General features: G+C 47.2%; 12 protein-coding genes. 1 reads left to right on the top strand and 11 read right to left on the bottom strand.

Translation table 11 applies throughout. The features are described 5' to 3' along the window. Nucleotides 1-6: 6 nt before the first annotated feature. The 11 genes from yabQ to pth all read right to left on the bottom strand — a co-directional run bounded on the left by yabQ (nucleotide 7) and on the right by pth (nucleotide 11,844). A complete protein-coding gene (gene yabQ, locus C8268_RS21255; RefSeq protein WP_106769538.1) occupies nucleotides 7-576 on the bottom strand; it encodes a spore cortex biosynthesis protein YabQ in 570 nt (189 codons plus the stop codon). Beyond that, a complete protein-coding gene (gene yabP, locus C8268_RS21260; protein ID WP_106769539.1) occupies nucleotides 573-854 on the bottom strand; it encodes a sporulation protein YabP in 282 nt (93 codons plus the stop codon). The genes yabQ and yabP overlap by 4 nt, the downstream gene beginning before the upstream one ends. Nucleotides 855-1,046: 192 nt before the next feature. After that, on the bottom strand, nucleotides 1,047-1,325 hold the full coding sequence (locus C8268_RS21265; RefSeq protein WP_106769540.1) for an RNA-binding S4 domain-containing protein: 279 nt from the start codon (nucleotides 1,323-1,325) through the stop codon (nucleotides 1,047-1,049). Further along, nucleotides 1,326-1,598, bottom strand: a complete 273-nt coding sequence (locus tag C8268_RS21270; protein ID WP_106769541.1) for an HU family DNA-binding protein — start codon at nucleotides 1,596-1,598, stop codon at nucleotides 1,326-1,328. A 194-nt stretch (nucleotides 1,599-1,792) separates the two neighbouring features. After that, nucleotides 1,793-3,298 carry a bifunctional methyltransferase/pyrophosphohydrolase YabN gene (yabN, locus tag C8268_RS21275; protein WP_106769542.1) on the bottom strand — a complete coding sequence of 502 codons (1,506 nt, stop codon included), beginning with the start codon at nucleotides 3,296-3,298 and terminating at the stop codon, nucleotides 1,793-1,795. A 170-nt stretch (nucleotides 3,299-3,468) separates the two neighbouring features. Further along, complete coding sequence (locus tag C8268_RS21280) at nucleotides 3,469-5,142, bottom strand: putative polysaccharide biosynthesis protein (RefSeq protein WP_106769543.1); 1,674 nt, start codon at nucleotides 5,140-5,142, stop codon at nucleotides 3,469-3,471. Between the two features lie 209 nt (nucleotides 5,143-5,351). Next, complete coding sequence (gene spoVT, locus C8268_RS21285; protein WP_106769544.1) at nucleotides 5,352-5,894, bottom strand: stage V sporulation protein T; 543 nt, start codon at nucleotides 5,892-5,894, stop codon at nucleotides 5,352-5,354. 213 nt (nucleotides 5,895-6,107) lie between these two features. After that, complete coding sequence (locus C8268_RS21290; protein ID WP_106769545.1) at nucleotides 6,108-7,250, bottom strand: peptidylprolyl isomerase; 1,143 nt, start codon at nucleotides 7,248-7,250, stop codon at nucleotides 6,108-6,110. Then, the gene (mfd, locus tag C8268_RS21295) at nucleotides 7,234-10,761 is read right to left on the bottom strand and encodes a transcription-repair coupling factor (protein ID WP_106769546.1); all 3,528 of its coding nucleotides are present in this window, start codon (nucleotides 10,759-10,761) and stop codon (nucleotides 7,234-7,236) included. Before mfd ends, C8268_RS21290 begins: the two co-directional genes overlap by 17 nt. Before the next feature lie 156 nt (nucleotides 10,762-10,917). Further along, nucleotides 10,918-11,148 (bottom strand): anti-sigma-F factor Fin, encoded by a 231-nt coding sequence (locus C8268_RS21300; protein ID WP_106769547.1) that lies wholly within the window; start codon nucleotides 11,146-11,148, stop codon nucleotides 10,918-10,920. 135 nt (nucleotides 11,149-11,283) lie between these two features. After that, nucleotides 11,284-11,844: an aminoacyl-tRNA hydrolase gene (pth, locus tag C8268_RS21305; protein ID WP_106769548.1), complete on the bottom strand. Its 561-nt coding sequence runs from the start codon at nucleotides 11,842-11,844 to the stop codon at nucleotides 11,284-11,286. Nucleotides 11,845-11,973: 129 nt separating this feature from the next. Here pth and C8268_RS21310 point away from each other — a divergent pair, with 129 nt between their 5' ends. Then, the gene (locus C8268_RS21310) at nucleotides 11,974-12,174 is read left to right on the top strand and encodes a hypothetical protein (protein WP_106769549.1); all 201 of its coding nucleotides are present in this window, start codon (nucleotides 11,974-11,976) and stop codon (nucleotides 12,172-12,174) included. The last annotated feature ends 17 nt before the right edge of the window (nucleotides 12,175-12,191 follow it).

Consider the following 12,191-nt stretch of genomic DNA (forward strand, 5'->3'; position numbering starts at 1 on the left):
TTCCTCCTAAAACCAGCGTTTCCACGCCTTAATAACCTTGTCCGTGAATCTCTTGACCCATACCGGCATCCGAAGACGAGATGTAACAGGTCCTAGCATCCATTTCAGAAGACTCCAAAAAGGCAACAAGCATCGCAATACTATGCGCAAAAGGAACATGATCAATTTCCATAAAACCTTAAACAAACCTTTCAACAGGTTCAGGATACCTTTGATCGGATTCCAAAGCAGCATGCGAAACATTGTCATTAAAGTCGACAGCAAGCGTTTTGCCACCTGAATTAACATTACCACAAAACGTCTAGTTATAACACTCCATAATAAAAAATAGATCCAAACCCCTAAAATAATGCCCACAAACACATAAAAACGCAGCTGACCGTAGTTGTTAACATAGAGCATCCGAAATATAAACAGCGCAGCTGCTATCCAGTATATAAGGTCGAGCACATGCTGCGACCATCTGGGAAAACGAAGCTGGCCCGCCAGCACCCGGTAGCTGTCATAGGCCAGTCCCATAGCTGCTCCGGAAAAGAGCATCCAGAGCAGCGTTATCCATTGAACATGCGGACTCATTTAAAAAGCTTGCCGAGGAGGCTTTTATTTTTTGCCTGGGAACCGGGATTCAGGTAAATGAGGGAATGCACCAAACCTTCAATAGACAGCAGTCCCTCTTCCAGGCTGAGATTTTTAATATGTAAATTTTGCCCCCGGATGGTTAGATGCCCGAGTTCAGTCTGCAGCAAAAATTCTTCACTGTCAAAACTCTCTACATTTTGAACACCGGTAATGTCGAGCTGCTTACGGTTCTGCATCCGCAGGTCGTGATGTTTACCCTTCCCTTGGTCGATCATGGCATGTACCCCTCCCTTTAAAAATAGCTTATGGGAGGGAGCCTGTCTTTAGAACCGCATCCATATCTTTATAAACACAATAAACATAATAAAAATACTAAAGACCCGTCTTTTCTAGAAAAAGTTGAATTCAAACTTAAAAAGCACCCTCTCACCAATGTGAGAGAATGCTTTATTTCAAGCAGATTGATCCTACCAATTCAACCCGTTATCTTTAGCGATCGGTTCTTCCCTGACCAAGGTATAAAGGCTTGACGCCTCATCTTTACGGGTCGTTTCAGCAAGACGCTCGACGCGGACGGTGACGAGCTTCTGGCCAAATTGTACCGTTAGCTCATCGCCTACCTTTACGGCGCTGCTTGGCTTGGCCTCTCTGCCGTTGATCAACACCCGTCCTTGCTCCGATACATCCTTCGCTACAGTACGCCGCTTAATTAACCTTGATACTTTAAGGAATTTATCGAGACGCATTTATTTTACAGCTTCTTTAAGTTTGTTGCCTGCTTTGAATGCAGGAACGTTGGATTCAGGAATCTCGATAACGTTGCCTGTTTGCGGGTTGCGACCTGTACGGCCTGCGCGTTTACGGGTTTCAAATGTACCAAAGCCAATCAGTTGCACTTTCTCGCCATTAGCAAGAGCTTCTGTAATTTCTCCAAGGAAGCCGTTCAGAACGTTTTCTACGTCTTTTTTAGTCAATCCGCTTTTGCTAGAAATGTTGTTAATCAAATCTGTTTTGTTCATAAATTAAATCCTCCCAATGTTCAGAAAAATAAATATTCGAATATTACTAACAGTAGATCTACAGCATAAGCCGTGATTTACCTAACTTGGATATTCTGGATTAAATTCTGGATTCCTGCCGCCATCATTGATTTTTTTATTTTCACGTGAAAAAAGTGTTGTTTTTGCAACTTTTCCCATGTCTTCTACCAAACTTATTCTTCCCTAGATTTTGAAGAGAGTTTGGCGGATTGCCACAAGGCTTCCATCTCTTCGAGCGAGCTGTCATGCACGGTCTTGCCCTGTGCTCTCAGCTGCTCTTCGATATACCGAAACCTTGTCACAAACTTCCGGTTCGTTCTCGACAAAGCCTCTTCGGGATCGGCCTTGATAAATCGGGCGGCATTGCTTACGGCAAACAGTAAATCGCCAAGCTCAAGAGCCTGTTCATCCAGCGCCTTCCCTTCAGCTACCGCTTCACGCAGCTCCCGAAGCTCTTCCTCAATTTTTTCAAACACGCCGTTGATATCATCCCAATCAAAGCCGACTTTAGCAGCTTTCTTTTGCAGCTTGTAAGCTTTCATCAAAGCAGGCAGATCACGAGGGACGCCATCCAGCGCGGATGCTTCTTCAGGATCAAGGCCCTTACGCCGCTTTTCTTCAGCTTTCATCTGCTCCCAATGTTGTAAAGCTGTCTCCGCATCTTCAGCCGAGTTTTTGCCGAAAACATGGGGATGTCGAAAAATGAGCTTATCATTCAATCCCTGAATGACATCATAGACGGTAAATGTACCAAGCTCCTCTTCCATCTGCGAATGCAGCATAATTTGGAGAAGTAAATCGCCAAGCTCTTCTTGCATATGCTCCGGATCATCCTCATCGATCGTTTCAAGAACCTCATATGTCTCCTCAATCAGATTCTTGCGAATAGACTCGTGAGTCTGCTCCCGGTCCCAAGGGCAGCCCTCAGGGCTCCGAAGAATGCCAACGATCTCATGCAGACGGGCAAAGCTGCGGTGACGAAGCTGATCATCATCGCTTCGGGGTACATAGACCAGCGACAGATTTCCGTAACCTTCAATGCGATCCAACTCATAAAGAGGGATGCGAACGATAGACTCTTCACCTTCCACGCCAAGGGCATGTCCAACAATAACTTCGTACTCATCAGGATATACTTCCATCAGGGCAAGCTTAACCTCTGAGGCAGTAAACATATCATAGACCTGACCGATCAAGGTATGAAGCTGCGGCTGAATAAGGCTGCTGCGAAGATCGGCTGCATCCAGCAACTGAAAGCCTTCAATCGGATCAAAACCGAGGCGAACGAAGGCTTCATCAAGGAAGCTTTCGCCACCAAGTACATTCAGCTTTATGTCCTGCTCCGGGCATCGCTCCCGAAGCAGCTTCACCGTCGCCTCCGCAACCATAGGATGACCAGGAACCGCATAGACGATTTCAATGTCGCCTCGTTCCGCCAAAGCGGCCTGAATTAAAGCAGAAGCGATGTGATCATAAACCTCCGGAAAGGTGTCATAGCGCTCATAGACCGGGTCGAATGACTCCATCGTTACGCCAAGTTCTTGTAATGTCGCTACAACCGGATGCGATAAGGTGCGTACATACACCTTGGCCGCACGCTGCAATGTATTCATAATGCCTAAAGTTAGTCTGTCCGGGTTGCCCGAACCCAGACCTACCACCGTAATGGCTGCGCTCATAAAAGCTTCCTCCACTCTTCGCTTCGCCCCGTCAAAGGGCGTTTTGTCGTATATTACTATACCACAGACAAGTATGAGCCTGCTTTTTTATGTTTTTGATCAGGCAAGCGTAAACGGCTTTGCCGTCTTAGACGGGCACAGCTTACGCTTCGCGGTGCGTGAGCATAAGCTCAACGCATCACGCGCATCGCCTTGAGCATCGCTGCCAGCGGTCCGCCGACCTTCGGCAGCATGCGAAGCTCCTCCTCTGTAAGGAGCTTCGTCAGCGCGGCGCCCGCCAGAAAGGCGCCGGCTCCGGCCGCAACACCTGCCAGGCTTGCGGCCGTGGCGATCAGACGGCCGGAGGACAGCCCGGCCGCTGTCAGAATGCCGCTGGTCGCGCCTGCTGCGCCCCAGGCGGCAAGCGCCATCCCCGCGAGCATGAGCGCGGGTTTGGCGAGCAGATTCGCGGCGTCAAGCCGGACGCCGGTTGTGCGCAGCAGCATGGCCACGTTTAGCGCGGCGGCGGTAAAGTGCGCGGCCACGCCGGCAACAGCTGCGCCGGCAATGCCCCAATGGGGCACCAGCAGCAGGTTAAGCACCAGCTTGAGCAAAGCTCCCGCCAGCAAGTGAACCGCTGGAGCCCTCACGATGCCAATGCCTTGCAAAAGCGCTGCCGAGATAATACTAACCGTGCCCCCGGCTGCCGTAAAAGCAATCCAGCGCATCACGCTGCTGCCTCTAGCGTCCTGATACAGCATAACATTGATCGGTTCAGCCAGCACAGCAAGCCCTACAGATGCTGCCAGACCTAGCAGCCAGAACCAGCGCAGTGCCAAACGGCACTGGTTCACCACTTGCTGTCTTTCACCTTTAAATTTAGCTTCCGCCAAGGCAGGGATGAACAGTACCGATAAAGACGTAGCCATCATCGTCACAAGCTGTACCAGCGGAAGGCCCCGATTGTATATGCCGAATTCAGCCATCACGGTTTCAAATGGCTGACCGGCGTCTTTCAGCAGCCTCGGCACCGTAAACGTATCTACAAGACCGATTAAGTGTACAGCAAGCGCGCTTAAGCATATTGGTACGGCATAGAAAACCATACGCCGGAGCATCTTACCGTATCCTTCCCGGACTTCAGGCAGTTCTGAAAGACTCCCGCCGTTCACATGGGCATGTCCCGAATCTTTACGCGCTCTTGTCATCCTGACCGAGGAAGCATGTTTACGAAAGTAGAGCACCATTACAATTAATCCAGCGGCTCCACCAGCTGCCGATCCAAACAGCGCACCAGCTGCTATTTGCTCAATGCCAGCCCCGACACCAGTCATATACAGCAATAAACCGATCATGACAGCCACACGAACGCTCTGCTCTACAATTTGTGATACCGCTGTCGGCACCATATTGTGGAGACCCTGAAAATATCCGCGCAGAAGGGCCATCCACGGCACAAACATCAAAGCCAAGGATGCACTGCGAAGCGCAGGTACAACATGATCATCTCCGATCCACCGTCCAATCTGTGGAGCGCCAAAATACATGGCGATCCCCAAGACCAACCCGAACAAAACAAGCGCAGCCGTCGAAATTCGAAGCATTCTCCGACTCTCATCCAGCCGCCCCGCTGCCTCATATTCAGCCACGTACTTGGATAAAGCAGCCGGAAAACCGGCTACGGCGATCGTAATGATCATCATGTATATCGGATATATCGTATTATAAATGCCGAAGACGGCATCGCCGCCCATATTTTGCAGCGGTATTTTTTGCAGTGTTCCAACCAGCTTGGAGATGATCGTTGCTGTACTAAGAATAAACGCCCCTTGAAGAAGCCTTGACCCTGATTCCGTAGGTTTCATTGTGTAACCATTCCTTGCCTTATCCCGTTTAACAGGTAACATTGATACCCCATTATAACCGGAATGAGAGCACGGACTCAAAAATACACTTTTCTTCCGACTTCGCGAACCTTGGATTTGCGGAAAAAAACTCCCGTTGATGTTCGGACGCACAGGGCCCGAAGATCAGCGGGAGTAAGAAATAGCTTTATACGGAAAGGAGCAAAGCTTTATTGCTCCATTTGCTTGCCAAGAAATGCAGCGGCTGTCTCTGCCATCTTCACTTCCATTTGGCCCATCGTAACCGATTCATCTTTGCTAAGAAGCAATACGCAGCCGATTGGATCTCCCCCTGTAACGATCGGAGCCGCTACAAAGCTGGAAAATTCCTCAGGCGAATCTTTACTGATCTCATACGTACCTTTATTCTCTTCCAACACAGTCTTACGGTTTTCCATACAATTTTCAAGCAGATTGCCGATTGGCTTGTCCAAATATTCTTTCTTGGAACCCCCGGCTACAGCGATAAAGGTATCACGATCGGAAATAATCGTAATATGGCTTGTGCTTTCGTATAAAGATTCGGCGTACTCCTTGGCGAAGTCACCTAATTCACCGATTGGAGAATATTTTTTTAGTATTACTTCCCCATCCCGGTCAACGAAAATCTCAAGCGGATCTCCTTCACGGATTCGCAGTGTGCGTCTAATTTCTTTTGGGATGACCACGCGCCCGAGGTCATCTATACGGCGGACGATTCCAGTAGCTTTCATTTACATGTTGCCCCACTTTCTTAAGAAGATTTTTCAACTACTGATCGATACGGGAAGAGGATGTCCCCAGGTATATAAGTGTAATGTCTGACCATAGTATTCTTCCTTTCCCATATCCTTATACATGCTCAGCCCTATATTGGTTGCGAAAGATTCGCTTCCTTATTACACCAATGAGGAAATTCCTCTTTTCAATGATTGATTCGGTCCGCTTTATTTTCCGGTATCTTCCGTTTTCTTGCTGTCTTCTGTCTGCTTGTTATCCTCTGTTTGCTTGTTGTCCTTAGCTTCTTTATCTTTTGTAGCATCTGTCTCTGCAGCGTCTTTGTCCTGGTTTCCTTCTCCCTTGTTCTCACCTTCAGCAGCCGGTTCGTCAGGAGTTTCACTCTTTGGAAGGTCCATGCTTTCAATCAGACCGTTCAACTCATCCTTCATGAAAGCGTCAATTTTTTCCGCAGCCAATTTATTATGAATTTCTTCTTTCGAGGTTTCGTTTAACGTATCGAAGGTGACTTCCTTACGGTCTTCAACCTTCATGACATGGTAACCGTAGCTTGTTTCGACAGGCTCGCTAATCTTGTTCAACGGGAGCGTCAAGGCTTGTTCTTTAAACTCAGGTACCCATGTACGGACTTCTGTGTTCTCATACAAGCCGCCCTTCTCCTTGGAGCCAGGGTCCTCCGAATATTCCTTGGCAATTTTGGTGAAGTCCTCACCCTTGTCCAATTTAGATTTAACCTCATTAGCCAGTTTTAAAGCATCTTCTTTCGAGCGCTCCTTACCTTCAGGATCGGTAAAGCCGATCAAGACATGACGGACACTGGCCAATGTGTAGTCCATCTTATTGCTTTCAAAATCTTTCTTAATATCCTCTTCCGTAACTTTGTTCTTCTGGTCCTCCATTACGGTAATAACACGAAGCATATAGTCCTTAAAGTCCTGCTCCGTCAGCTGTTGAGCTTTCAGAGCTTCCTTGAACTGATCTTCACCAAACTTATCATTATAAAGCTTCAGCATATCATTCGTTTGCTTCTCGGCCTCTTTCTTCGCCTCTTCGCCTGCTTTGGAATACAGATACTCGTAGACAACACCCTGCTTAGCCAAATATTCCTTGAATTGGTCTATTTCCATAAGCTGTGCCATCTGCGGAGACATGAATTTTATCATCCGTTGTTCCAGCTCAAATTCCTTTTCGGTAATTTCCCCGCCCTTGTATTTAACTACGACTTTACTGTCGTCCTTCTGTGCTTCTTTGCTATTCGTGTCGTCCCCGCATGCTGCGAGAACCGACATGGACATTACCACAGCCAGCGATACGACAATCGTTTTCCATGCCTTTTTATTTCTTGATGGCATTTTGTAAATCTCCCTTCCGGTTGAATGGCTCTTTAGCGGCCTCAAGAAACTGCTCCAGCAGTTCCAGCAACTGTTGATCTGAAAGGCCCTTGCCTTTAAGACGAATCAGCATGTTTTGGCCTTGTTCAAATTGTACACGTCTTTCAAACAGATTTCCAATTTGCGCGAGCTTTGTTGTATTAACTATTTTATCCTGTCCTTCATAAAACTGCAAAAGTATGTCGTCTCCACGTTGAGTAATCGAATCGATTCCGTACATCCGTCCAAATACTTTCAACCGTGAAACAGCAAGCAGGTTTTGTACCGCCTGCGGCAACTCGCCGAACCGGTCGAGCAATTCATCTTCAAGTTCGGCTGCCTCATCGAATGAAGACACAACAGCCACTTTCTTATAGATCTCAATTTTCTGAATACTGTCGTAAATATAGTCTGATGGCAGATAAGCATCAATTCCAAGATCTATCGATGTGTTCCAATCCTGTGACAGCACTTCCTGCTCACCCAGCATGGATACTTTGCGTTTTTGAATTTCTTCAGCGAGCATTTGTGAGTACAGATCAAAACCGACGGAGGCAATAAATCCGTGCTGTTCAGCACCAAGCAAATTTCCGGCTCCACGAATAGACAAATCGCGCATCGCAATTTTGAATCCAGAGCCAAGCTCTGTAAATTCCTTAATAGACTGAAGGCGTTTCTCAGCAACTTCGGCCAGTACTTTGTCGCGCTGATATGTGAAATAAGCGTACGCAATCCGATTGGATCGACCAACCCGGCCGCGCAGCTGATACAGCTGAGAAAGCCCCATTTTGTCCGCATCATGTACAATCAGTGTGTTTACATTCGGAATATCTACACCGGTTTCAATAATGCTTGTACTCACAAGCACATCGAATTCACCATCGAGAAAGTCCAGAATCGTCTTCTCCAGCTCTGTTTCCGACATTTGACCGTGGCCAACCCCTACCCTGGCCTCCGGAACAAGCATGGAGATTTGAGCAGCCATTTCCTGAATGCCTTGTACCCGATTGAAAAGATAATATACTTGTCCTCCACGGGCCAGCTCCCGCTCAATCGCCTCTCTCACAAGCGTCTGACTATGCTCAACAACATAGGTCTGAACCGGGAAACGGTTTTCCGGCGGGGTTTCAATAACGGACAAATCCCGTACGCCGAGCATCGACATATGAAGTGTACGTGGAATCGGCGTTGCTGTCAGTGTCAGCACGTCCACATTCGTCTTCAGGCGTTTCAGCTTCTCCTTGTGAGATACGCCAAATCGCTGCTCTTCATCAACGATAAGCAGTCCTAGATCTTTAAAGACCAGATCCTGTGACAGCAAGCGATGCGTACCGATCAAAATATCAACCGTTCCTTGCTTCACCTTTTTAATGGTCTCATTCTGTTCCTTGCGACTGCGGAAACGGCTCAACACTTGAATATTGATCGGATAATTGGCAAACCTCTCCCGGAACGTCTCATAGTGCTGCTGAGCCAAAATCGTTGTCGGCACCAACACTGCCACCTGTTTGCCTTCAATAGCCGCTTTAAAAGCAGCGCGGACTGCAACCTCAGTCTTCCCGTAGCCTACATCACCACAGAGCAGTCTGTCCATCGGACGGTTTTTCTCCATATCCCTCTTGATTTCCTCAATCGCTCGGAGCTGATCCTCGGTTTCTTCATAAGGGAATAAATCTTCAAATTCCTTCTGCTCTGGCGTATCCTTCTCAAAGGCATAACCCGGCGCAGATTGACGGGCAGCATACAGCTTGATCAGATCATCCGCGATGTCCTGAACGGAAGAACGAACCTTGTTCTTGACACGGTTCCATTCATTACCGCCAAGCTTGTAAATCTTCGGCTCTTTATCCTCTGAACCGACATATTTCTGAATGAGGTCAATCTGCTCGATCGGTACGGACAATTTGTCACTTCCGGCATAGAGAATATGCATGTAATCCTTATGAATGCCGTTAATCTCAAGCGTTCCGATCCCTACATATTTCCCGATACCGTGATTTTGGTGCACAACATAGTCGCCGACCTTCAGCTCGGTATAGCTTTTAATGCGCTCGGCGTTGTCCATTTTTTTGCTGCTCTTCCGCGTTTTTCTCTGCTTTGAAGAGAACATTTCCGCTTCCGTAATCACCGCGACATGCACCGACGGCATTTCAAAACCGTTTTGCAAACTACCCTCGAGCATTACAGGTTCTTCGATCCCATAATCATCGAGAACCCGTCTCATTCGATTCATTCGCTCTGTACCGCTGGCCAGCATCATGACCTTCACACCAGATTTATGCCAGCGTTCCATCTCGGCTTTAAGTACATTCATCTGTCCGTGGAAATCCTGCATCCCTCGCGTAATAAAATTGACGATATTTTGCGGCTGAGTTTTGGGAATCTGCCGTAAAAATATCGAAATAAGCAATGTCTGAAACCGATGCTGGTACATGATCTCATCACTGTCTAGCGAAATATCAAGATCCGGCAATGTCTTGCCATTTTGCATCAAATGCAAATTCCACTCGGCCTCGTCCCGCTCCAGCTGTCTGGCGGTTTCAAGTAGACGTGTAGGCTCATCCATCACAAGCAGCGTATCTTCAGGCATGTAATCAAATAAATGGGCCTTCTCGGGATACAAAAGAGAGATATATTTATAGATTTCAGGAAAATACACACGTTCCCGAAGCATCTCCAGTTCGCGGTTGATCTCCTCACGCAAACGAAGCTTTGCCTGCCTGTCGGTCATTCTTTCCAGCTGAGTCTCCAGCATTCTTGAAATAATACCTGCTGCATGGCTCAGTCGCTCCGTATCTGCAATAATTTCTTTACATGGGGTAATCACGACTTCTTTGACTTTATCAATGGAGCGCTGATCTGACGGGTCAAAGGTACGGATAGAGTCAATGTCCTCATCAAACAGCTCCACTCTGTAAGCCAAATCTGAAGTCATCGGATAAAAGTCGATGATTCCGCCCCGGACGCTCATTTCACCGCGGCTCTCTACCCGCTCTACACGCTCATATCCAAGCTCGATCATTCGGCTTAAAAAAGATTCCAGTTCAAGCGTACCTCCATCTTTTAACACAAGCCGAGCGTTGGCCATAACTTCCGGGGCCGGCAGCAGACGACGTACACCGGAAAACGGCGCAACAACAATACCCCGGAATCCGCGTGCACAGTGGTGAAGTACTTCAATCCGCTGAGCGAGGGTCTCCGGGCTAGAAACCGCTGACTCCGCTGCCACGAGCTCATTGGCCGGATACAGCAAAACCTGATCTGCAGACAAAATCTCCTGCAGATCATCTGCAATCTTTTGCGCCGAGAACATATTATGCGTGATAACAAGCAGCGGACGCTGCTGATCCTGGTACAAGGCGGCCATCAAGATCTGCCGGGATGAACCGGATAGTCCTGAAATAAGCTGTTCTCTCATACCGGCTGATGTACCGGCAGCAATAGATTTAAAGTCTGAATCTTCCGAAAAGACGTCTATTAATGCTTGTAACAAAGGGGGCACCTCTCTTATACAACATATAAATTTAAGGAAAACGTGTAATCGAAAAGAAGCCTCAGCAAACTGCCAAGGCTGGGGACGCGGCTGTTAGTTCACCACGCTTACATCCTTCTCACGTTACACCCGTGCTATCAATTGTCAAAGGCTATCCTACTGAAGAGGATTAGACAACAAGCTAAGTTCCGGATGACTTTCCAGTGCATCCCTGCAGTGTTCACAGGTCACACGCACCATAATGTCTCCGTTAAAATCATACGCTATTATATCCTTGCGCTCCTCGGGGGTCAAGGAATCGAAGCCAAGCTGAGACTCCGAAATCTCGTTTGATTCAATTCGCCCCTGAAAAGCCCGGCAATGTCTGCAAATGTAATTTATAGCCATCATATGCCTCCTGAAGGTCTTTTATTCCTTCAGTATGCCCGGCTTCAGACCCTTTCAGACGGCCTTTCTCAGCAGATGCTTATTAGCCGTTTTGAGGCGAAGTCGGCGGGCGGGTGCAGATTTGACGTTTGCAAGTTAACCGTTAAATTTTTGCATCGTTTGATCAAATGTATGATCCAGGCAATATTCGAGAGCGTCACAGGTGTTCTCTATCATATTTTGTAACAGATCACGTTCTTTTCTCGGAAATTTACCCAGTACGTAATCAACGACGGCAAATCCGGGCTCAGGCCGGGAGATTCCCATTCTTATCCGATTGAATGTTTGCGTTCCTGTATGCTGTATAATCGACTTGATTCCGTTATGTCCCCCAGCACTTCCTTGATATCTTAAACGGATTCTGCCCACTTCTGTATCCAGATCATCGTATACGACAACCATATCTTCCAAATCGACTTTATAGTAATCCATAAATGCCCGCACCGCTTCTCCTGACAGATTCATAAACGTCATAGGCTTGATTAAAACCACCTTTTTGCCGCCAATGAACCCTTCTGCAATGACCGATTTGCATTTGTTGTTATTAAATTTCATTCCATGACGCTCCGCTAAAGCATCCAGTGTCATAAATCCGACATTATGGCGCGTCTTTTCATAAGCTGGACCAGGGTTACCCAATCCGACAATCCATTTCATCAGATATAATTTCCTTTCCGTATTTTTACTTTCTTCTTTACCGCTTTCTGAGTACAATATGAATACAATTGATTCAAGAACAGCTAAAGAACTGTATTGATACCCTCATCATAAGAAGGTGGATTGGCATTGAAAAATAATGAACAGAAATTAACGCATCAAAGCCACTTTCAATACCACATGAAGCACGCAATCCCGGTGCAAGTGTATAAGCGGGAATCTCATATGGAAGTTGGCCTGATTACAGCTGTTGACGCTCACTTTGTAGAAATTGAAGGCACTTTGTATAATCGCAATTGCTTCACCTTCATCTCACGTCCTGGCTACTAATGACCTATTACCTGAAT

Source organism: Paenibacillus faecalis, assembly GCF_900289175.1.
Classification (GTDB): Bacteria; Bacillota; Bacilli; order Paenibacillales; family Paenibacillaceae; genus Paenibacillus_AQ; species Paenibacillus_AQ faecalis.